At 46.7% G+C, this 22,952-nt stretch carries 18 protein-coding genes and 1 pseudogene; 8 read left to right on the top strand and 11 right to left on the bottom strand.

What is annotated here, in order from left to right; all coding sequences use genetic code 11:
• The gene (ychF, locus tag NDI48_29055) at positions 1–1,092 is read left to right on the top strand and encodes a redox-regulated ATPase YchF (GenBank protein MEP0835213.1); all 1,092 of its coding nucleotides are present in this window, start codon (positions 1–3) and stop codon (positions 1,090–1,092) included.
• Between the two features lie 262 nt (positions 1,093–1,354).
• On the opposite strand, the gene NDI48_29050 is transcribed toward ychF, so the two are convergent.
• On the bottom strand, positions 1,355–1,690 hold the full coding sequence (locus tag NDI48_29050; GenBank protein MEP0835212.1) for a DUF86 domain-containing protein: 336 nt from the start codon (positions 1,688–1,690) through the stop codon (positions 1,355–1,357).
• Positions 1,687–1,977 carry a nucleotidyltransferase family protein gene (locus NDI48_29045; GenBank protein ID MEP0835211.1) on the bottom strand — a complete coding sequence of 97 codons (291 nt, stop codon included), beginning with the start codon at positions 1,975–1,977 and terminating at the stop codon, positions 1,687–1,689. Before NDI48_29045 ends, NDI48_29050 begins: the two co-directional genes overlap by 4 nt.
• A 97-nt stretch (positions 1,978–2,074) precedes the next feature.
• On the opposite strand from NDI48_29045, the pseudogene NDI48_29040 reads away from it, so the two are divergent.
• Positions 2,075–2,188, top strand: a pseudogene (locus tag NDI48_29040) (XisI protein).
• A 111-nt stretch (positions 2,189–2,299) separates the two neighbouring features.
• Here NDI48_29040 and NDI48_29035 read toward each other — a convergent pair.
• Positions 2,300–6,058 carry an NACHT domain-containing protein gene (locus NDI48_29035; GenBank protein MEP0835210.1) on the bottom strand — a complete coding sequence of 1,253 codons (3,759 nt, stop codon included), beginning with the start codon at positions 6,056–6,058 and terminating at the stop codon, positions 2,300–2,302.
• A 165-nt stretch (positions 6,059–6,223) separates the two neighbouring features.
• Here NDI48_29035 and NDI48_29030 point away from each other — a divergent pair, with 165 nt between their 5' ends.
• The gene (locus tag NDI48_29030) at positions 6,224–6,577 is read left to right on the top strand and encodes a hypothetical protein (protein MEP0835209.1); all 354 of its coding nucleotides are present in this window, start codon (positions 6,224–6,226) and stop codon (positions 6,575–6,577) included.
• Positions 6,578–6,668: 91 nt separating this feature from the next.
• On the opposite strand, the gene NDI48_29025 is transcribed toward NDI48_29030, so the two are convergent.
• From NDI48_29025 to NDI48_29015, 3 genes are all read right to left on the bottom strand, one after another.
• Entirely contained in the window at positions 6,669–7,343 is a 675-nt protein-coding gene (locus tag NDI48_29025) for a cyanoexosortase A system-associated protein (protein MEP0835208.1), read from the bottom strand.
• A gap of 33 nt (positions 7,344–7,376) precedes the next feature.
• Positions 7,377–8,231, bottom strand: a complete 855-nt coding sequence (gene crtA / locus NDI48_29020) for a cyanoexosortase A (GenBank protein ID MEP0835207.1) — start codon at positions 8,229–8,231, stop codon at positions 7,377–7,379.
• A gap of 142 nt (positions 8,232–8,373) precedes the next feature.
• Positions 8,374–10,206 (bottom strand): hypothetical protein, encoded by a 1,833-nt coding sequence (locus tag NDI48_29015; GenBank protein ID MEP0835206.1) that lies wholly within the window; start codon positions 10,204–10,206, stop codon positions 8,374–8,376.
• A 389-nt stretch (positions 10,207–10,595) separates the two neighbouring features.
• Here NDI48_29015 and NDI48_29010 point away from each other — a divergent pair, with 389 nt between their 5' ends.
• From NDI48_29010 to aat, 4 genes are all read left to right on the top strand, one after another.
• Positions 10,596–11,513, top strand: a complete 918-nt coding sequence (locus tag NDI48_29010; GenBank protein ID MEP0835205.1) for an SDR family oxidoreductase — start codon at positions 10,596–10,598, stop codon at positions 11,511–11,513.
• A 224-nt stretch (positions 11,514–11,737) separates the two neighbouring features.
• Complete coding sequence (locus NDI48_29005; GenBank protein MEP0835204.1) at positions 11,738–13,003, top strand: acetate--CoA ligase family protein; 1,266 nt, start codon at positions 11,738–11,740, stop codon at positions 13,001–13,003.
• Positions 13,004–13,415: 412 nt separating this feature from the next.
• Positions 13,416–14,309, top strand: coding sequence for a CoA-binding protein (locus NDI48_29000; GenBank protein MEP0835203.1), 894 nt, complete (start codon positions 13,416–13,418; stop codon positions 14,307–14,309).
• Between the two features lie 217 nt (positions 14,310–14,526).
• Positions 14,527–15,102, top strand: a complete 576-nt coding sequence (aat, locus tag NDI48_28995; GenBank protein ID MEP0835202.1) for a leucyl/phenylalanyl-tRNA--protein transferase — start codon at positions 14,527–14,529, stop codon at positions 15,100–15,102.
• Positions 15,103–15,163: 61 nt separating this feature from the next.
• Here the strand turns inward: aat and NDI48_28990 are convergent, their stop codons facing one another.
• The 5 genes from NDI48_28990 to NDI48_28970 form a co-directional block, all read right to left on the bottom strand.
• Positions 15,164–16,192: a DUF928 domain-containing protein gene (locus NDI48_28990; protein ID MEP0835201.1), complete on the bottom strand. Its 1,029-nt coding sequence runs from the start codon at positions 16,190–16,192 to the stop codon at positions 15,164–15,166.
• Positions 16,193–16,380: 188 nt separating this feature from the next.
• Positions 16,381–17,277: a DUF928 domain-containing protein gene (locus tag NDI48_28985; GenBank protein MEP0835200.1), complete on the bottom strand. Its 897-nt coding sequence runs from the start codon at positions 17,275–17,277 to the stop codon at positions 16,381–16,383.
• Positions 17,278–17,301: 24 nt separating this feature from the next.
• Positions 17,302–19,638, bottom strand: coding sequence for a CHASE2 domain-containing protein (locus tag NDI48_28980; protein MEP0835199.1), 2,337 nt, complete (start codon positions 19,636–19,638; stop codon positions 17,302–17,304).
• Between the two features lie 368 nt (positions 19,639–20,006).
• Positions 20,007–20,990: a DUF1822 family protein gene (locus tag NDI48_28975; protein MEP0835198.1), complete on the bottom strand. Its 984-nt coding sequence runs from the start codon at positions 20,988–20,990 to the stop codon at positions 20,007–20,009.
• Positions 20,991–21,074: 84 nt separating this feature from the next.
• On the bottom strand, positions 21,075–21,710 hold the full coding sequence (locus NDI48_28970) for a sigma-70 family RNA polymerase sigma factor (GenBank protein MEP0835197.1): 636 nt from the start codon (positions 21,708–21,710) through the stop codon (positions 21,075–21,077).
• A 727-nt stretch (positions 21,711–22,437) separates the two neighbouring features.
• On the opposite strand from NDI48_28970, the gene NDI48_28965 reads away from it, so the two are divergent.
• Positions 22,438–22,952, top strand: a 515-nt coding sequence (locus NDI48_28965) for a hypothetical protein (GenBank protein ID MEP0835196.1), incomplete at its 3' end; no start/stop codon positions are given.

Here is a 22,952-nt window from a genome sequence, read left to right as displayed (position 1 = left end):
ATGCTAAGAGCCGGAATTGTTGGACTGCCTAACGTGGGCAAATCCACTTTGTTTAATGCCTTGGTGGCTAATGCCAAGGCGGATGCTGCTAACTTCCCTTTTTGCACGATTGAGCCGAATGTCGGCGTCGTGGCAGTGCCGGATGAGCGGCTGCAAGTTCTGGCCAAAATTTCTAGCTCCGAGCAAATCGTGCCGACTCGTGTGGAGTTTGTCGATATTGCGGGTTTAGTCAAGGGTGCCAGTCAAGGCGAAGGGTTGGGTAACCAATTCTTAGCCAATATCCGGGAAGTGGATGCGATTGTCCATGTGGTGCGCTGCTTTGATGACGATGACATTATCCATGTTTCGGGTTCCGTTGACCCGGTGCGAGATATTGAAGTGATTAATTTGGAGTTGGCGTTATCTGATTTAGCGCAAGTTGATCGCCGCATTGATCGTACCCGCAAACAGGCTCGTACCAACAAAGATGCTCAGATTGAACTGGGTGCCTTGGAAAAGTTGAGTGCGGCGTTGAATGAAGGCAAACCAGCGAGGCAGGTGAGTTTAACCGAGGAAGAAGCGGAGTCGGTGAAAGTGTTGGGACTCCTGACAGCCAAGCCGGTGATTTACGCCGCTAATGTCTCCGAAGATGACTTGGCAAGTGGGAATGACTGGGTGGAGCAAGTACGGCAAGTGGCTGTGACTGATAATGCTCAAGTGGTGGTGGTTTCGGCTCAGGTGGAGTCCGAACTCGTTGAGTTACCGGAAGAGGAACGAGGGGATTTTCTCGCGTCTTTAGGGGTTGAAGAGGGTGGGTTGAAATCCCTCATTCGCGCTACTTATGAGCTTTTGGGGTTGCGGACTTTCTTAACAACTGGCCCGAAAGAAACTCGCGCTTGGACGATTCAGGCGGGAATGAAAGCACCTCAAGCCGCCGGGGCGATTCACACAGATTTTGAGCGGGGTTTTATTCGCGCTGAAACCGTTGCTTACAATGACCTTGTTGCTACTGGTTCGATGAATGGGGCGAAGGAGAAGGGTTTAGTTCGCAGTGAAGGGAAAGAGTATGTGGTGCAAGAAGGGGATGTAATGTTGTTCCGGTTTAATGTTTAGGAAAATTCAGCGTTTAATTGAATTTTGCTAACGCAATCGTGAGCGATTGTTCATATATGAGGCGGGGTTTGGGCACGATGATATCGTGCCCAAACAAACGGTTTGTTTGTAATCCGTTGAAGAGGGATTTGATTTGGCGATCGCATATCCTGTATGTAGCGCGATCGCACTTTTCTGTTGTTAATCGGAAAGGTGCGTCTAGCGGAGCTATTCTGTAAGCAATCGCTTCTGTTGCCTGTCAGGATATCGCTTCTGTTGCCTGTCAGGATAAGGAATGCAAAATGGCTTGAATTTGACGTTTAAGTTCTGGCAAATTATGCTCTACAGCAGACCACACAACGTCTAGGTCAATTTCAAAGTAATTGTGAGTCAAAATATTTCGCATCCCAATGATTTGCGACCAAGGCACATCAGGGTGCTGCTCTCTAGTATCTGGCGACAAGGCACGAGATGCTTCACCGATAATCTCAAGATGTCGGATAAACCAAGTTTGAATCAGTTCATCTTCCTCGAAACCCTGTCGCCCTTGAACAGCATAGCGCTCGATCCGTTCAATTGCTTCTAGAATGTCACACAGCTTTTCGCGATCATCTCTCACAATGAAATTGCCTCTCTTAACACCCGTTCCCGAATTCGCTCTCGCAATCCTTTTTCAGTGACGATATCGACTTTGCAATTGAGTAATTCTTGCAAGTCCATTAATAGTCCTCCCAAATCGAACAAGCTTCGTCCGGGTTCCATTTCGACTAGAAAATCTACATCGCTGCTTGCATCGGCTTCTCCCCGTGCCACTGAACCAAAAATCCGAACGTTGTAAGCTCCATATTGGGAAGCCGTTTGGAGAATGCGTTCTCTGTTGGCTTGTAAAAGCTCATAAATTGTCATGACTTGACCCTTTATTAGCGTCGTCTTGTAGCTAGTGTATGAGCAATTCAATTCTGCTCTATATTGATATCTCACTATCCTAAGTATGAAAGAGGCATCTGAGGAGAATCCAGCCGAAGAATTAGTCGCAATGGGAGTGCCGAAAGAGGATATTGTGCTGGGGCTTCATGTTCCTTACAAGCGGCAGTATACAGGCTATGGAGTAGCTTAGAGAAAGGCGATCTGCGCTTCGCAGCAGCGCTTCGCTATCGCACGTAGATATCCTAACTGTATGGGAGAAGCGATCGCATAGTCTGTATGTAGCGCGAGCGCATTTCGCCCCTCACCCTATCTCATTAATCCAGCTTTGAATAGCACTGAGTAAATTCGGCTGTTCGGATGGAAAGCCTTTCAAAGGTGGTTCAAGCGGTTGGTTAGTAATCCAAGCGATATGCAGCACATGGGTGAGTTTGCGGCAAAAGGTAATAAGTGCCTTCTTGGGTTCGCACTTGTCCAGAATCAAAGCCAAGTTTTGTTTTTGCAGTTGCTTTTTGAGTTGGAGAAGCGATCGCTCTAGTTGATAGGCGTTACTGACTTCTGGTGGAATTTCTGAATCATCGGGAAATACGAAGCGATAGATGCGGTTGGAGAGTGCTTGTGCGATCGCGCTTGTATCTGTCTCTCCTTCTAGTGCTTGCGCGTTGATGATAATGGGATAGGTTTTGTCAGTGGGTTGCAGTTGAGAGGTAATATTAGTGAATGAGTTTTCTAATGATTGAATTAAAGAAGGTTCACCGTGCCAAGCCCGATAAAAGTCTGGGTAAGTCATGTTTTGGGCACAGTGCCAGATGATACAGCAAGCCCAGTAGCGCTCAATGATGTAGCTAGACAGGAGGTTACTATCATTCAACTGATCAGGGGGTAGCTGTAAGCAATTTTTCAAGTCTGCCACTACTGAGAAGAGATTATCAAGGTGAATTTTCCTTTTATTTAGAACTCTGAGAACAAAATAAGGATTATAGTCTCCCTGACTGTTTTGCAGGAGTTTATTGAGAGTGTCAAGGGCTTGTTTGTTGTCCGGTTCAATTGCTATCAATTCATTAGCAGCGTCAAAACGGATGTCAATATCATCAAAATCTAGGAGTTTCGTTAAAGTATCGATGGCTTGTTTGTTGCTATGGTCAATTATTACCAAGTCGCTCACAGCCGTTATTAAGCCACTAGCAGCATGTACAGCGATTGAATTATTACTAGAGTTCAGCAGTTGCGTGAAAGCATCAATGGCTTCTAAGTTGCCTGGGTCGATTTTTATCAAGATATCGGCAGCATTGCTGCAAGCTTGCTCATCATTATTAAACCGTAGTGCATCACCCAGAAGTTCAATCGTATAATCTAGGCTATTTTTTTTCAAAATTGTAGCAGCTTTGAATGCGATATCTATATCTTTATCGTATAGAGATCTAATTAAAAATCCCCTGTTATCTTCTAAATAGCTAACGTTTAAATGTTCAGCCGCTTGTAGACGTACTTCTGCGGTAGAGTACTCATCGTCAAATATTTCCTTGAGAGCCTTAATTGCCTCTTTATTGTCAGGATCGATTTTTAATAGTACCGCAGCGAGTCTTACACGATCAACACTTCTCAGGCTATAGGGTAGTGGTTCTACATCGCATTGTTTCTTTAGTGAATTGATGAAGTTATTCTGTTGATTCAGTAGTCTCAAGCGTTCAGATTTATCTATACTAAATTGTAAGATAGCCTCGTGGTTTGCATTCAATATCTCATTCAACATTTCTAGGAAGCTCCACCGTTCTGATTCATCTACTCTAGAATGCAGCAGGTTATTTAACTCCTCTGCAACTTCCGAAACATCAGCATTGATTTCTATCAAGCTCTCAACAGCTTTAATGCGATTTGAAATCTTGTCTTCACTATGTATAAAATCAGACAGTGCATTTTTAACGGCTGAACTAGCAGTACCGACTTTTCCTAAAATTTCGAGAGCTATCTCAAGGCTTTTATTATCCTGATTAGCACATAGGATGTTAATTAAGCTGAGCAATTGTTTGATTAATAGGTTGCGTTCGCTCCCCGGCAAAATTTCTTTAGCTACCTTTGCAATCAGTGAGAGTGTTTGCTCTTGGGGTTCTTTCCAATTAAATGAGCTAAACGTCCAATTAACAATCTGTTTAACAATCTCATCAGCAAGGCTACATTTTTTAAATTCTGCAATTCCCGTAGCTGCTAATAAATAAGCTTGATAGCCGTAAAAATTCTCGCTTCCACAACCATCCTTATATTCTATCAACGCTTTGATAAAGGTTTCTTTTTGCTCCTCGGCGACATCCTTTCGTCCTAGCCATAGCAAAATTACCTCTTTCCACTGTGGTTCAAAAATGCGGTAGGTGTCTCTCACTGCTTTAGGGTTGCGGTTATCGTGTTCTCGCGGCAGAAAATAGTCCCAATGATCAACCGCCAGCGCCGCAAAGTATTCCTGGAACGTAGGATGAAAGAAAGCATAAACAGATTCATCCGTTTGGGCGTCTCGTTCTACCAAATTTAGCCAGCCCAGAACACAGGCTAAATTGAACACCGGTTTACCCATTTCCTGACGTGCCAGACTCTCCCTCAGCCGAAATCTAGCGCTGCTGTTAATTCCTGCTAGAGCTAATTTGCCTAGAGCTTGGTGCAATTCATTCTTTAATTCATTCTGGTTAATCAAATCTTTTGCATGAAGGTTTTGTTTCCACTCATAGAAATAGCAGATGAATCTCTCGTAAAGTACCGCCTTTGTTTCTGGCAATTCTCCCTGCTTATCCAGATAGAAAGTCTGACACAACAGCGCCAACATGAGCGGATTTTTCACCAATTCGCGGATTCGCTTTCGTCCCGTTTCCTTTAACTTCGCCTTTAGTTGTTCGCCTCGCTGCTGAATCGATCCCCCCTGTCCCTCCTTAGAAAGGGGGGTATTTTCTAGTCCCCCCTTTTGAAGGGGAGTTGAGGTATTTTCTAGCCCCCCCTTTGCAAGGGGGGGTTGGGGGGGATCTGCCTCTTGGCTAGCTACCTTAAACCACTCCTGAATAAACTTGTCAATTTGCTCATGTGCAAATTCCTGAGTGCGATAGGTGTCAAAGCCTGTCAGCATATTGTTAACGCTGGCATCCCAAACATTGAGCCGACAAGTCAGCACTACCCGCGCCTGTCCAAGCCAGCCTGTAAATTGTTTCTGGATTGTGGCTAATGCCTGAACGGGTGAATCTGCCCCCATCTCATCCACGCCATCTAATAGCAGCCACACCCCACCCTTACGGAACTGTTTGATTAGCTCATTCTCCATTGCTGGCGTGACAGCAACTTCAGAATTCACCAATCCTAGCGATTCAGGGAGCCACGTCTTGAGTAGATAATGCTCTATCGTTCTCCCCTGCAAACTTGCCAAGGTAATACAGATGGACAAGTCTTCCGTGTTGGACTGGATGAAAGATGCGATCGCACCCAACAAGGTAGTCTTCCCCGCACCCGGTTCCCCAACAATCGCAATGTTCTTGTTTTTCCTATCTTGCCTTTGCCCGATTACTTCTGTGAGAAACTCATCATGCTGATAGGTTTTGGCAATGACCTCTTGATTTAGCTGATATAGCTGATTTGGATCAACATTTTCACTCCGGCGTTGCTGCTGTTTTCGCTCCACCAATCCCAGAGGGACATGAACATTGACCTCAACACCCATCTCAGTTGCTTGCCGTCTAAGCCTCTGTTTGTCTTGCTGCTCCTTGAGCATCCTATGGCAAACTTCCGGCCAGTCAATATCGATTTCACTAGCAGCAGTTTTCTCTTGTGCCGCAGTTGAGAACGCTGGAAACCACTCGCTATGCTCAACAAGGTCAGTAGGTTTTAAGTCTAAAGCTTTTGCGATCGCTTCAATCGTCTTTCTTTGAGGATTCTTTCCTCGGAATAGACGATTAACGGTGTCAATACTTAAATAATCTGCCGCCTCAGCCAATTGTTCACGGCTGGTGTAGCTCTTTTCAGCCATTTTCTGCTCGATTAGGGCTAAACCTTCAGGCTTGATTGAAAATCCACGTTTGCGCGTTTCTCTCATAGGTAGGGAGTAGATTCCACTACGACAATCACCACCTTAATTAATCTAAAGCTGATTGAAAAGCGCAAATACACGGAGATAAATGAGTTAATATCTGCCCTTATTTTCCCTGTACTCTCCGGGTTTACCTCGATATTCTCGAATCATCGAGCGATGCAAAACGAGATGGACACGAAAAAACAACTTAGCCTGATAGTGGAGAGTGATCCCAATAAAAACAAAATCGGCACACTGAGAATCGCACCTAAACATAAAGACAGCAATCACGTACAACGCCGTCAGCAGCAACGAGCAATTAGTAATGCCATGATTCAAGTTGCTCTGATGTATGGGTGCAAGCACTACAACAAAGGGGCAGTAATTTATACACTGACTGACCGAATTTTGAGGCAGACTCCTTACTTTCGGTTTACCGATACTCTGAGAGGTCTTCGCGTAGTTTGTCAGAATCAACTGCCAGAATTCCAGCTTTTAACAGCTTATTGGCACGAAGAAACTAAACGCCGCGTTCGCAGCTAGCCCCATGCGTAACTCCCCCTTGTTAAGCCAGAGCTTTATTGAGGGGATTTAGGGGGTTCTCCCGGTATTTACACTTATTTCAAACCCCCCTCTAAGGTTTCGGAAACCGTGGCTGCCACCATGCATACCAAGAAAACCATACAGATTCCAAGAGAGAATATGCTTCTTCTGGTTGATTTTCCTCCAAAGGCACAGACAGCATATTCCACATACAACGGAAGTCTCGCAATTCTTGAAAACCCAGTAACCAAAGCAGTACACGACCCGGTTTTACATCATAAACATTCCGGTTTTCTCTAAATTGGTCAAACGTTACAGTACTACCACCACGTGGATTAATACAAGAGGTTAAATAAGCTGTTCCTTCCTTAGTGAATAGAGTATGAAAACCCACGCCTGACTTTTTATGAATGAGAATCGATGCGGTAGATTTTTCTGAGAAAATATGCTTTTTCAAAAAATCTTGAACATCCCCCGATGATTGAATAATATAATGCATATCAATAGTCAGGGTGAGGGGATTTTGTTGATATCGATAACGCCTACTCGCTAGAAAGGTCGGATCATCAGTGATTTTCAACGGTACACTATCCACCAACTGCCACTGAGGTAAGGTAATTGTACTGGGAAAAACAAAAGGAGTTACTCTTGATTGCTGGCTAGCAGGAAACAAAATTGACTTAATCAGAACGCACAAAACCCCAATAAAAAGAACCACCAGCAGCCAAATTCTAATCGTTTTCCATGAATTCATCAAAATTGACACGGCTGATATAACTTTTCAGAACAATGTCGTATTTTATCCTTCAGACTTTAGTTGGGCTTTGGCTGGCTTTCTTAGGATGAAAAACCAGCAGAACAACCCAAAAATGAATACCCCCATTAGAGGAAAGATTTGGGAGCCAGTTCCCAAGTGCCAATAATCAAAAGCTTCTGAATTTGAGTTTGCTACGAGTAGAGTTAAGATGGCAACCCGAATGCCATTAACAATAAAAGCAATAAACACAGCCAGAAATGGAATAAAAACTTTCTGTTTCCGATTGGTTTGGGGAAACATAAATAAGAAAAGCAAAGAGAGTCCCAGTAACTGAAGCATACCATTCACTCCACTACAGCCCGAAGCGACCTCTACTTTGGCGGTTGGCAGGGTGATAAAAACACCTTGGCGATAAACTGAAAATCCCAAACCACTAAGCAGAGAAGCAGAGAATTTGGCGGTTAACAGACTGAGATCTAAAAATCGATGTACCAAACCCTGTGGAATGCTAATAAAACCAAGGAGTAGCAGTTCTTGCCAATACTGTTTTAATCCTTTTGCACCCGATACCAATAAAGCCAAACTGAAGGCGGAAATAAAGGGTGAGAAGCGAAGAAAAATATCATTCCCCGGTACTAAAAAACTCTTGAGAAGTACTGAAGTCAGCAGTGATGCTCCCAAAAAGCTGGAGAAAATGCCACTTTCTGTACGGAGCTGATCTTTTTTATCCCAAACGAGAGAAGATACAGCTGCCCAAAAGACCAGACTTGTACTCAGTAGATCCAGATTGTTTGCCTTTAGGGTTAAAGTCAAGTGGAGTGCAATTAAACCAACGGCTATTCCAACTATCCAGAAGTTGAATCCTGGTAAAAGTTTGAGCTTGCTCAGTTGAGTCATATTAGGTTAGATGTTGGTAAGGCAATGGGTAATGGGTAATAGGTAATTGGAGAAAAGACATGAAGAGTGCTGTGAAAAAATCCCCTTTCCTTGTTTCCTGTTACTTTTTTCAGCATCTCTCTGGTCTTGATAGAAAAGCTGCTCAATTGCCGGGGACGTGATTTTGGATTAAGGTTCCATCCGCATCATAAACTTCCAAACGCATACGAGCGTTATCACTAATCGCTTCCAACGCTTCTCCTAAGGTTAAGATGTGATTGACAATACTGGATTGAGCATTAGAGTCACCTCTAACTTGGGCAGAGTTTGCAGTTTGTTTCACTAGCTTGGTGTAGGCGGGTGTTAGCCGAACTTTGATGATATTATTGATAATCCCGAAGTTGCAGACTTGAACTTTCCCCGTGCAAGTTTGTTTTAAATCATTGCGGGTTTGTTGTACTTTTAGAGCTAATTGCAACTTAAGTTTCGCTTGCTTGAGAGCGTTGGAGTAAGACTGTACGAGGGATTGTGTCTTGCTGTAGTAAAACGACTCTTTGGGAACCTGATTCATGTTGGTTAGAGCCTTGCGCCAGTGAACCACTGCAACTGACCACTGATTATCGAGCTGAGCATTTTTGGCGAGTTGAGCTAACTGGAGTCCTTGGTTATAAGCGTTAACAGCAAATTGCTCTTGAGTTTTCTTATCCTGCACACTTGACATTTTCGGCAAATACAGGGACGACAATTGCTGTGCCTGTTCGTAAGCGGTTGTCCCTTGAGGAATCTGCTTGAGGCGCTTCATCGCCGTTTGCCAAGTCCCATAAACCAGTTGCCAATTTTCCAACGACTGAGCCACTCCTTGACGCGCTTCGGCAATTAACGCCGCATCTTTCGCCTCTTGAAGACGCTGCTGAGAGTTTCGCTCTTTCACTAATCGCTGATTCGCCGCTGCTAAATTCTGCTTATATTCCTTAATTTTTTGCTGAGCCAAGGGTTGGAGATCGCTATTAGTCGGTAACTCTTCCAGACGTGCGATCGCCTCTCGCCACAAACCCTGAATTTCGACCCACCGCGCCGTTGGATGAGGCGGATTTTCACTTTTGTGAGCCGCCCTAGCTGCTGTCTGTAATGCCGTTACCATCTCCTCAACTCGTTTGGCCTGAGCTTGATATACCTTAAGCTGCTCTTGGGCTTTCCCGTAAGAACCCGACCAAAATGGAATGGATTGTAACATCCGAATCGCTTCCATTAATTGCTCTTGAGCTTCCAGAACCTCTTTCCCAGATAGGGGCTTTTGCAACCTGTTCAGGCTCGTCTGGCTCAATTCCTGAGCGTCTGAAAGGGCTTGACACTGTCCAACCACACAGGGACGAGTGAGCAGAAACAGGCTGGTCAAGAAAATGAACAAACTTAGGCCAGTCCCAGCGACGACCATCGGCAGCAGGGTTTTTTTAGACTTGCTGTTCCCTGGTGTGACAATTTCCTCAGGTGGCTCTTCCAGGAGGGAATTCTCTTCCTGAATCGGTTGATCCCAGGGGTGAGGGGATGTTGACTCGAATGGCGGAACCTCTGAGCTTTGGCTCGTTTCCGTTTCTACCTCATGACTATCCGTTGCCTCTTCTGGGAGAGAGTCGGATAAATCAGGGGTATCTAGTGTCTCTTCAACAGGTGTAGTGGTTGTGGTGGGAGAGACAGGCCGATCTATTTTGAACGAATAAAACGCATAAGGCGACTTCTGGCCTTCTACTCGCAAGTAAATTTTGACCGAGTGACTATCTGACCATTGCTGCTCCTGAATGGTTCGCTCAATCGAGCTAAATACTTGTTGTGAATCGGGTACCGTTGTCGCTGGATGTTGAGCCAGAACCACTAGCATCTCATCCTTAAGCCGACACTGAACCTGAACCGGGACAAACGGTAACAGGTCAGATTGGAAGCCTTCGTGTAAAAGATGCTCCAGAGTTTCTAAATTATTAGGTCGGGTCGCTGTTGTCATGTGACTACACCATTCTTCAGGTAGTTGCTTTTTTGGGGTGAGTTACCAACCCACAGCGACTCTTGATACCGAGTTGCATCCAAAGAGGTAACGTTCTCTCCCCCTATTTCTGCTAATTTCGCAAACGAGTATGGCTGAACCCACCCGTTTGATTAGGGATGGTTAGGGCTGTTGGATTAAAAATGATTCAGCCAGCTCATTGATTAACCCAATAGAACCTCAGCTTAAACGTTTAATTTTGCCATGTTCTTCTGGCAGATAGAGGCAAAAGACGAGTTTCCGCTGAAATTATAGACAAAAGGGGGCTACTGCTTTAAGTCCTGGTGATGCCTCCATAGATAAAGGGAATCGGTACCCATTAACAATGTCCTAAAAACTCAAAACTTATTATGACTCAGTCTCCCCCACTAGCCGAACAAGTTATTTTAATTACTGGCGCTTCCACCGGGATTGGTGCAGCTCTCGCCCGACGGTTAGCCCAGCAATTTTTGGGTATTCGCTTAGTCCTTGCCGCCCGCAATAAGGACAAGCTAGAAGCTGTAGCGACCGATTGTCAAAAAGTGGGTGCAGAAGTACTGGTTGTGCCAACTGACCTTGCTCAACTCGAACAGGTCAAAGCCCTACCTCAAAAAGTACTTGACCACTTTGGTCGAGTGGATGCCTTGGTGAATAATGCAGGTTACGGACACATGGGGCCGATGGAATTAATTTCACCGGAAGATGCCCAGAGGCAATTTGCGGTCAATTTTCATGCGCCGTTAATCTTGAGTCAGGCGTTCATCCCCACCCTGCGGGACCAGGGGGGTGGTCGAATTATCAATGTTTCATCCCTCGGCGGTCGGGTGGCGTTTCCGGCTGGGGGGATGTATAGCCCTTCTAAATTTGCTTTAGAAGCCTTGAGTGATGTCATGCGGATGGAGTTAGCGGCGTTCAACATTAAAGTCAGTGTGATTGAACCAGGCCCCGTCACCACAGACTTTTTTAGTGTGGCTGGCGATAAGGTCGATCTGAATATATCGGAGTCAGGACGAAAGCTCTATCGGGCAGCGATTGAGGGCATCAAAGACATTGAACAGCAAACGGCACGTCTGGCCTGGACTTCAGAACGGGTGGCAGATGTGATCATTCGGGCGTTAACCTCGCGCCACCCCCGTCCCCGCTACGTGGCGGCAACCGGGGGAAAGATGATGCTGTTTTTGATGAGAAAACTCCTACCGACTCCACTGGTAGACCTGTTCTGGAAACGCTTCTACAAAATTGACAAAGTTGAGAAAGAGTGGAAAAGTTTGGCTCAAAGGGTAAGGTAGAAAACCGACTGCAAGGTGGGAAATTGATAACTTGATCAAGGTTATGAGCTTTTGAGTAAAGAAGTCTGAAGCTTAAAGGATGAGAGATGAAGTGGAAATTTATCGGTATATGCCTCGCCCTAACTGGAGCTTAGCTCTCCGATGTGGAGGAATTTCCTACTTTATACTTAATGCTTCATACTACATACTTCAGCTTTCAGTTGACCTTTAATCAATACCCATTTATGGACTTATTAGAGTACCAAGCGAAAGAATTATTTCGCGAGATTGGCATCCCTGTTTTGCCGTCTCAACGCATCGACCATCCTGCCGACCTCAAGCGCTTAGAAATTCCTTATCCGGTTGTCCTCAAGTCTCAGGTGCCTACAGGAGGAAGGGGTAGAGCCGGTGGTATCCGCTTTGCGGAAAATACCATTGATGCGATCGCGGCAGCAAGAGCTATTTTCAACCTTCCTATTCTCGGTTGCTATCCCCAAGTCCTGCTTGCCGAATCCCGCTACGATGCCGACCGGGAATTGTTTCTCGCCGTCATCCTCGACTCTACTCTTGGGCGTCCTGTCCTCTTAGGGTCTTCCCAAGGAGGCATTGACGTAGAAGCCGTGATGCAGCACATGCAAAAGGTTGTAGTGGAGCAAGAATTCTCCTCCTTTTATGCGCGGCGTCTAGCCCTGAAAATGGGACTCCAAGGACACCTGATTGAGTCGGTCAGTGGGGTTATCCAAAACATGTACCAGCTATTTCTCGAAAAAGATTTGGACTTAGTGGAAATTAACCCCCTAGGCATTAGTTCCACGGGTGAGGTGATGGCCTTGGATGGCAAAATTGCGGCAAACGATAACGCTTTGGGGCGTCATGCCGAGTTAGCCACCTTGGCATCCATTATTCCCAATAGCTCCTCTCAGCGAGTGCCTAACCTCAACTGGACGGACACAGAAGGCAACATTGGGATTTTGTGTAACGATGCTTGTCTGGCGGCTGCGACCTTAGATTTGGTCTACCAAGAAAAGGGAAAACCTGCCAGTTGTCTGATTTTGGACGGGTATACCAGTTGGGACGTGCCAACTGCCTCCTCTCCCGTGCCACAACTGCAAAGTGCGCTCAAGCAAATTACAGAAGCCAAAGGGATTAAAGTTATCTTAGTCAACATTTTGGCCAGTGCTAGCGCCAGTGAACAAGTGGCTCAGGTCATTGCCAATTATCTGCTTTCTAAATTTGGGGAAGTGCCAGTACTCAAGGCCGTAGAGCAGCCAGAAAGACCGATGAGGATGACAGCTCCGACTCATCGTACTCAAAATAATGGCACTCATACGCTTTCTAAGCAATCTGTAGCTCTCAGCCAGATCCCTCACTTTGTCATCCGTATCGTGGGAGGACAAATTGACTCTGCTAAAGAGCATCTGGCCGCGATACCCATCCATTGGAGGGATAACTTGGATGAGGCAGTAGCCCAAGCGATTTCCTTGGCCAACTCCAAAGTGAGGCAGTCTTAACCCAAGCAAGATAAAGATTCACAATGTAGGGAGAGGAAGAAGACGGGGACATCCCTATCATTAAGCCCTGATTACGTTTTTCCCACAAATGATCACCGGCTTAAGATTAATCTGTATAAGGTTAGTATGCTGACTGTCTTGAGTCGGTTGATTTTCTTCCTCTCTTTTGTTGAAGTTATCCTCATCTGGGAAGAGTGGGCTGCTTTTGTTAAGCTCAATCCAGCAGCTACACCTCTTGGACCAGAAAGTATCTATGAACTTGACAAAAGAAAGCCAAACCCTGGAACAGGACAGTACACCATCGCTGAACTCTTACTACACCCTCCCCATGAAAGCTAATGGTACGAAGGTAGCGGCTGGGGTTGTTGAGACGCTCAATCCAGCACCTACACCACTTACACATCAAGTGACTATTAACTTGACGCCAAACAGCAAAGTCTTGGTTCAAGGCATTACACAGCCCTTAGGTTCCTACTACACGGCTCGCATGAAAGCCTATGGTACCAATGTCGTGGCTGGGGTGAGTGCTGGTCAGGGAGGGCAAGAACTTCATGGTATTCCTGTCTTTGACTTGGTAGAGCAGGTGCTGCCTCAGACGGGACCGATTGAGGCGACCATTATTTTTGTGGAATCCTACCGAGTTCTGGATGCTGCACTCGAAGCTATGGATGCAGAAATCCCGCTGATTATTTTGGTTACAGAGGGTGTTCCTCCCCTGGATATGGTTCGCCTCTTGCGGAAAGCCGAGGGCACGGGTACTTTAATTTTGGGGCCGAGTAGTTCGGGTATCATTGTGCCGGGAAAAGTATTGCTGGGTACTCAGGAGAGTGAATTTTATAGCCCCGGACCGGTTGGGTTGATTGCCCGTAGTGGTGCCCTCGCTTATGAAGTGGCTTTAGAGTTAACCCAGCGTCAACTAGGACAGTCCATAGCGGTTAATCTGGGTAGTGCAGCCATTGTTGGCTCTTCTTTTTCTCAATGGCTACAGATTTTAGCTATGGATAGAAGTACGGAAGTCATTGTTTTAGTGGATCAAACTGGTGGTTTGATCGATGACGCAACCGCTGAGTACATTGCCGAGACTATTGATAAACCCGTAATTGCTTACGTTGCGGGAAGCCATACACCCTTGGACAAACAAGTTAGTGATACAAGTGCCATTATTGCGGCTCAGCTATCAGGGCCAGTCACTAATGCTAGTACAGCCCAGCACAAAGTGGCAGCATTTAAGCAAGCGAATATCCCTGTGGCAGAGCGTCCTTCTCAGATTCCTGAGTTGGTCACAAAGGCACTCAAGAAAGGTTGAGTCGGTCGTATATAGGGGTTCTAAATGATTTGTGAAAATAATAAACCACATAGACGCAGAGAACACAGAGAACACCCAGAAAGAGAAGAGAGAGAACACAGAGTTTTACAATTTATTTAAACTGGCTATATTTTGATCGCTTTCTTAATTGACCGATCAATACCAAATACCCAGTTAGATAATATACATGAGTGCTTCTGACGAATGAACTCTATTCATGGCATTTGATATTCCTTCCCTGCTCCAGGGATATGCCCAAGGCTACTTCTTGATGGCAGATGAAACTGGCGAGTTAGGCTGGTACACCAGTCGCCACCGTGCGATCATTCCCCTGGATGACCGATTTCGTTACCCAACTTCATTGCGTCGTGTCCTTAATCAGGAGCGTTTTAGTATGGCGATTAATCGCGACTTTAAAGGTGTGGTTGCGGGTTGTGCGAATCGAGAATCTACCTGGATTTCTCCCCAACTGAAGGAGATTTATTGGTCACTTTATAAAGCCGGTTGGGCTTATAGCTTTGAAACTTGGCAAGATGATGAGTTGGCAGGAGGAATTTTAGGAATTGTGATAGGTGGAGCCTTCATTGGTGAATCTATGTTTTATCGGATTCCTGAAGGCTCCAAGGTCGCGCTAGTTAAGTTAGTGGAACAGTTGCGATCGCGAGGTTTTATCCTATTTGATGCTCAGATGATCAACCCTCACCTCGCTCGCTTCGGTGCTCAAACCCTGAGTGAACAGAACTATCAAGTTTTGTTACAGAAGGCATTGCAGCGCACATGTTTTTTGGATTGATAGAGGCATGGATCATGGCTCATCGAAGGTGCAATGCTCGTTTTGAGCCATCATCGAGGGCTTATTTTTTCGGGGTCAGCATAGAGGTAATTGGTTCAGGTGCGATCGCCTCTAAGTTAATCGATCGCAACAATTTAGCCCATTCTTCCTTCAGGGTGACATTGTTGGGTTTTTGACGACGTAGCTCAGCCAGAGTGGTTACAGCCTCGTGCCAAATGCCGCCCTTGGCATAGAGGAGAGCCTTCTGCTGGGGTGTGGCTTTGTCTAACTCCCGTTGGAGTGAGGGATCAGGAGTCACCCGTTCTACCCAGCCTGAAACAAAAATCTTGGTCAGTTCTTCTTGCTCGCTAGAGGTCGATGATGGTCGATCACAAGCTATGGTGAGGAACCAGTTATACCGTTTGTTGACCACCAGGGGTGTCACGGTATCAGGAAGCTTGAAACCGACTACACCGGGCGCAATTGCCGACTCGGATAAGAAAGTTTGATAAATAATGTTGTCCCGATCATCCTTCAGGATAAACTCAACGGGACGTTCAGATGTGATGGAATAAGGAACATAAAACCAGAAAGTTGGATGGGAGACGACGGTTAAACCCAAAACGGCTCCGGCGGGAGTGCTGGCAAGAATTGGGTGTTGACTCTTATCCGAAGTGGCTGAAATAATCGGCACCAAAGCTGTAAGAGGCTTGCTGGCAACTGGACACCTTGCATTCGTCCCACGCGTCGCCCCACCTGTCCGTTGACCGGGTGCAGGCGCACCTCGGTCTTTGGGTTGCTGGTTTTGAGATAGATTCTGGGAACGCGTACTTCCACCTAGGCGAGAATCACCCTGGGCTGTACCTTGTTGAACCCGTTGTTTTTCAATCTGAGCCAGTTGTAGTCTAAGGGAAGAGAGTGGAGTTGTCTCAACCCGAATAGGCGTTACTGTCGAGACGACCGGGGTCGATGGGGTTTGGACAGGAATGGCAAGGCTTTGTCGAGGAAGACTAGCATACGCCCCGGCAACGGTGAGAGCGAATGCCCAAGGGGCAGCAGCCCATCTGAGCGCTAAGCTTTTCTGTCGTTCGGATGATGTTTTGTGAATCATAATGAATCAATAAAGTGTAGAAGGTAGGCGTCGGGGTGACAAGTGGCCTTAAACAAAGAGACTGTCACTAGTAGATACTAAAACCAGGGCTGCCGGGACAAGAGCCACCCAATCGCCCTCCGTGAAAGCTCAAAATAATTAGTTTGTAACAGCGTAGTCCGATAAGAAGACTGAGATTAATCAGAGGCTTATTTATTAGGAGTAAGCATTGAGGTAATCGGTTCCGGAGCGATCGCGCCTAAATCAATCAATTGCATTAATTCTTGCCACTGCTGTTGCAGGGTGGCATTGTTGGGATTCTGGCGATGCAGTTGGGCAAGAGTGGTTACAGCCTCGTGCCAGACGCCGGCTTGGGTATAAAGAACAGCCTTCTGTTGGGGGGAGGCTTGTTTTAACTCCTGTTGGAGTTTGGGTTCAAGGGCAACCCGTTGTACCCAGCCCTCCACAGACCTAAAATCGCTACGCTCATTCGCATCGCAAAAAATCGTCAAGTACCACTTATAGCGCTTGTTGACCGCCAGGGGTGGCACCGTTTCAGGAATCTGGAAGCCCATTACTCCAGGCGCGGTGCCCGACTCCGATAGCAAGGTTCTGTAGAGTTCCGTACCTTGATCATCCTTCAGGATGAACTCAACAGGGCGTGTAGATGTCATGGAATAGGGAACATAAAACCACAAAGTGGGATGCTCAGCAAACGTTAAGCCCAATACAGAGTCAGTCGAAGGAGTTGGGATAATAGGCACCAAAGCGGTAAGGCTCTTGCTGGCTCTTGGACAAGTCCCCCGGCTGGCTCCACCCACTCGTTTACCGGGTGCGGGTGCACCTCGGTCTTTGAGCAGTGGTGTGGTTTTAAAGGGCGTTGCTGCGCTGCGACTGGCCAGTTGTCCCGGTGTCTGGGCAAGTTGGAGCCGGACGAAGGAGGGTTGGGTTGTCGCGGCAGACGGGGCTTTTGAAACAACGGATAGAGCCGATGGGGTTGGTGCAGCGGTCGCCTGGGTGGGTAGTGGAAGATGGCTATACACTCCGACAACAATCAAACCCAGGGTTAGGGTTTTGGGTAGTTGAGATAACTTGTTGTAAATCATGATGCATGAATCAGGTGTAGAAGGTTACTTTCGGGCTTGCCAGGTGGTGTAAGCTAAAACACCGCCACTGGTCGATACCAAAACCAGAGCTGCCGGAACGAGAGGAATCCACCCTCCCAGCAGGAACAGTACATAGCTAAGCCCGTACAAAATGACAATCGCACCCATCACCACCACCCAGCGCTGCCCTGTGAAAAAGCGCCAAGAAATTAGACCACCGACCAGCGACCATCCCCAAATCCACAGGGCATCTCCCCATCCAGGCCAAACCCACAAAAGCGGTCGCCCATCGAGAACAGCACTGAGAATCTGACTCACTTGCTGGGCATGAACGACGACACCTGGAATTCTTTGACCGTAAGGTGTGAGAAAAAAATCCTTAGCGCTGGGCGCTGTAACACCAATGAGAATAATTCGGTTTTTGACGGAGTCAGGATCGAGCTGACCGTTCAGAACCTGGGTGACGCTGACTTGTCCGACAAAATCCTCGCTCGAGCGGTAGAAGCGATAATTGAGCAGCACTTGGTGACCCCAGGCGTCGGTGCCTTGGTAGCCACTGCTATGAGGTTCCAAGGGCTTAAACACAACTTTGCCCAGTTTTAATAGCCCCTCTGGCGTAATTTGACGCGAGATGCCCTGTGTTTCTAGGTAGCGGAATGCTAACTGGGTGCTGAGGGTGTAGTAGGGCTTGCAAGCTGAGGCCGGAGATGGGGTCATCGCCAGAAGATGACGACGGACAATGCCACCGGAATCGATCGCCACATCACTTAAGCCCAGGTTGCCCTTAGGGACTTCTGGCGGCGGTTCAATCGCCGGGTCGCTAGGGTCTGTACTGGCTTCGCACACAGCAATGAAGCGTTGACTTTCTCTGAGATATTTGGCTAACTCTGGGTACTTGGCTTCTACTTTAAAATCGCGATAAATATCTAAGCCAATGACTCTGGGTTGATAGGATTCGAGTTTCGCTAACAGTCGGGCTAACGTGCGATCGGATAGTGACCCACGCCGGAACTCATTTCCCTGAGCTTTAATATCGTCTTCCGTGACAGTGACGACCAAAAGGCGCGAATCAGGGGGTTCGGCGGGTCTGATTTGCATCATCCAGTCGAACGCTTGCAATTCTAACGGTTGCAGGAGTCCCTTGTGTCGAATTCCCAGGAACAGGGAGGTGATTCCCACACTGATGAGTAACACAGTCCGCAGACTACACCGCAATTTGGGCAGAGGTAGAGGACGGAGTGGCGGGGGTGGAAGCGGGGGTGGAGGCGGCTTGTCATCCACCTTATACAAATCTCGCCAAGTCGGTGGCACAACGGCAGGATTTTTTTGACAAATTAGCGGTAACCAAGTCGCACAAGGAAATTGATCTTCCCATCCCTGCAAGCGTTCTCTGGCCTCGCGCACGGCGAGATAGAATGATTTACCTCTAGAATAGGCATCTAAAAAATACTTTAAAAATTCTTGGGAGATGCGGTCAGGCACTGGCTCCCGCATGACAATGACTTGCGGAATATTCAAATCGACTAAATCTTTGGCTAATCCCAAGCCATCACAAGAATTGAAAATTGCAATTTTTAAGCCTCGTTCTACGGCTTTTTTAACAGCAAATTTTAACTGATCAAAGGTTAAGCTATCGGTTTGATTGAGATATATTCGACCCGTTTCGCCATTACAATGACTGGAACTATGTCCCGCAAAAAAGAGAATATCCCAGTCTTGATTCCAAAGTTCTTCACTGAATTCGTGGCGTTGTGGTTCTACCAAAAAGCGGACTTCTGCATTGGGTAACTGTTCGAGTAAGAGCCGATCTGCTTGGATATTAATGTCTTTACTATTACCCAGAATGGCTAAGATTCTGACTTGAGTATGGGAGGTTAGGCTTGTTTCGTGGGGAGGAAAGCCAAGTGGACTTAGGGCAATTTCAGCTTTGGGGTAGCGATCGCAAAAATCCCACAGATGCCAGGGGAGTCGCTTTAACCAAATATCGTTCGTTTGAATAATCAGCCGGATTTCATCAGACGGCATTAATTGTTCGAGTAATTTTTCTCGGATGGGGCGAAACGGTTCCGAGTAGAGCCAATTGTTGAGGCGATCGCGTAAAATTTGGGCAGCACTACAGCAACTTTCAATGGTGGAAAAGTGAGTGCGTTGGGCAGCAGGGGCTTCGAGTCGGGAACGTCCTCCCAAATGGCGATAAGTGGTAGACCAAGTTTTATAGGATTGAGGAATTTCCGGGATCGGTGGCAGCTTACCGATGATTTCCAAACAGGGGGGACTTTCATCCTCTCCAATTTGTAAGGTGACAGGAAATCCCTGTTCAAAGCTACCATCCCCTAGCTTTAGGACGACTAACTTACCCATGACGGCTTCTCCAGATCGAAGTTAAGGGCATTGCCTCGGCAATCAAGATGACTCTGTGGTTCGCTCCTAGAAGTTCTATTTCCAATCATTGTTGGGTTATGCACTTCCCAGTAGCTTGGAACTTACTCAAGGAGGTTTACGGATTGTCTAACCCTTAACAAACATTCATGAATTCCAGTTTTATCTAGTTCTGGTCAGAAGTATTACTGGCTCATTGGCGAGATGTTAAGAAGGAGAGAAGAGAGAAATCTGGGCTTTCACATATACCAAAAAGAACCGCATTAGGGGTGAAAGGTGGATTAGGGCTTCTGTTGGCAGCAACTTGCTGTCCCAGAGAAAGGAGGGCAGACAGTTGAGCCTGATCCCACTCAAACCACAAAGTCTTCTGTAACACTGGCATCACCGAGAGCTACTTTAACGCTAAAGGGTTCCCCAGGGAGACCACTAAACTGGAGCTGTATATAATTATCAGCGCTTCTGGCTTGGGCTTCCAGAAAAATTAACCCAGATTCATCGAGTACGGTGAGTTGTAAGAAGGGGGGTAGATAGATTTGCCCACCACTGGGATGAAGCTGAAGCAGGATATGGGTTTTGCGTTCGGATTCCGATTGGATTTTAACCACTAACGCCACCGGGTAACCCGCTAACTGCATTCCTAAGTCGATAAGTTTAGCGCGACTGATGCCTTCATCAGAGACAGCGAGTTCATCCATAACTGAGTCCGGAGCACTGCGGAAATTAAAGGCAAATTCAGGTTCAGTGGGAGCGAATAGTGATTCAACGGTTTGCCAACCTTGCTCGAAAACATTGGTTAACCATTGGTTCAGATTCACGCGTGTCCTCGCAACTGTAGGAATCTGCTGGGGTTCATCTAGCGGATTTAGGACATCGATTAAATCGTCGATCGCTTGTAGCTGCCTAATGGGTAATTCTTCGCTAGTAACAGTTTGAGTAAAACCCAACACGGTTGCCTCCAGTGAGAGTTCATCGATTTCAACAACGATATAACCCACCCGGTCTAACCAAACTTCTGGGGGAATATAGCAGCTAGATTGACCACTTTTATGAGGGCGACATTCCAGGCGACCGATGCCTGTGACTTCTAAGTCAGCGACATCCGCACACAGGCGCAACACGGGATTCCAACTGTCGCTCGCTTCTAGGTTGGTTGGTATGCCAATCATCTGTAAGTAATCATTAACCGCACACACCGCTAGAGTGTTGAGCCGAACCTGCTCAGCTTTTTGGGGTGTGGGTTGTTCATTGGCAAACTGTTGTGCAGTACGAAGTGCTGTCTGAGTGATAGGTAGTGATAAGGACAAGTCGTCTAGCTCGTGGGTGGGGTATGTCATGGGATTATTCCTTAGTGTTAGTAAATTTTTGGGGTTACGTACAGCAGCCACAAGACGTAGATGCCCTTTTATTTACACCCCGTACTATAGATATCCCTCTGATTCACCAAATTTACGCAGCCGAGGTAGACATTGTCGCTGATAAAAACTGCTCAACGTCGAGACTGATAGATTAAATTCTGTGGCGAGATCTTTCCAACTGGTTTCTGGGGGCAAGCGCCGCAAGATTAAGACTTGGGCAGTGACATCTTTGCGGTTGGCAATGTGGATGTGCCTTAATTCTCCGTCTAAATCGTCTTCAACCCATTGTTTAACCTGTTCGAGTAGGGGAGGAACGTCGGGTTCAGAAGCAATATTTTCCAGGGGGTCAGGATTTTCGGTCGAGTCATCAGATTTTGGGGTCGCAATTTTTCTTTCCCGATCGCGATCATCTGTGTAAAAATCGTGGAGTCGTTTCTTCAGGTAAAAATTTAACCAGGTGACGATACTACCCCGATCCGGGTCATAAGCTCTGCCTGTCTTGCCTTCGCAGATGTTCTGGCAGAAATATACCCACGTCTGTTGCAAGGCGTCTGGATAGTAAGGAGTATTCTCTCGCCAAAGCTTGGGGCCAATCAGGCGAATAATCCTTGTTAAGTTTCTCTGACGCGCAGCACTTCCTGGTGGATGTTTACAGCCTTCTGTAACCAATGAGTCCAGCCGTTCCTCCCGTTCATTCATTGAGCGATCGCTCCTTAAGTTTTCCTACTGCCGATTGTGTTGAGAAGAGTGCCAATTCCAGTAAACGACTGAGTCTTCTTGATTGTTCCTGAATCTGGGGAAAGGGTCGATATTGATTGATCTTCACCAACACTTTTGTGGAAGTCTTTGATATTTCCTTAATCGTAAATGCTGGCCTGTAAACGTAGCTTCAATATTCTCCTCGATTTTGCTGTCTTCGTCTTAATCCAGACCACCCTGCTACATCCTACAAGAGTGTCCAGGAGTCTTCCTCTAGGAGTATCCGTTGTCGGTACCCTTCCCTGAGGGAGGCGTTAGACAAGGGCTACCCCTACTTCATTTTTCGCATATCCTGCAACGAACTCCAGAAAAAAGTACCCGTTTCGGGTACCTTGCCATCTTGGATCACAAGAGTAGGATGAGCCGATGAGACACTCATCGGTTAGAAGAGTTTGAGCTGAAGGGCTACGAATTTAATCGTGAAGTTTTGTAAAGACTTGCATAACTGCTGCCACAGGGTCAGACAAGTCATCAGAGGTTACCCAATGCCTGTGTCGCTAAAACCAATCTAACGAATCTTGCATAAGGTACCTCGGCAACAGAGATAAGTACAACAGACAGATAACCAAACTGGACTTGTGCAAAAAGTAGATGCTTACCGAAAAAGCAATGTTAGTAAGCTCTACCCTCTCATCAAAACCTTGTGGCAAATTAGGAGCAACTGATCATGGCTTGGTACTACTATTACGGCACAGCAGCAAGCGATTCCTTCGACTTAACGACGAATTACTATTACCCGTCGTACTATACCAATCTCTACGCACTGGGCTATGCTGGCAGCGATGCCCTATATGGTGGTGCGTACAATGACTATCTTGATGGTGGTGCTGGCAATGATGCTCTCTATGGTAGAGGTGGTGATGACTACATCGATGGTGGTGCTGGCAACGACTACATCGATGGCGGTACGGGCTATGACGCGATGTATGGTGGCACAGGCAACGACACCTATGTAGTAGATAGCGCTTATGACACGGTTTCCGAGTACGCCGGTGGAGGTACTAGTGATTGGGTCTATTCTTCCGTCAGCTACAGCCTAGGTAGCAATGTAGAAAATCTTTACGTGATGGGAACAGCCTACTCTGGTGTGGGCAACAGCCTCGACAACGTCATCTACGGCAATAGCTCGAGTAACTACCTCGATGGTGGTACGGGCAATGACGCGATGTATGGTGGCACAGG

The organism is Microcoleus sp. AS-A8, from assembly GCA_039962225.1.
Classification (GTDB): Bacteria; Cyanobacteriota; Cyanobacteriia; order Cyanobacteriales; family Coleofasciculaceae; genus Allocoleopsis.
Note: the sequence above shows the minus strand (reverse complement) of the source record. Positions and strands in the feature narration are given on the sequence as shown.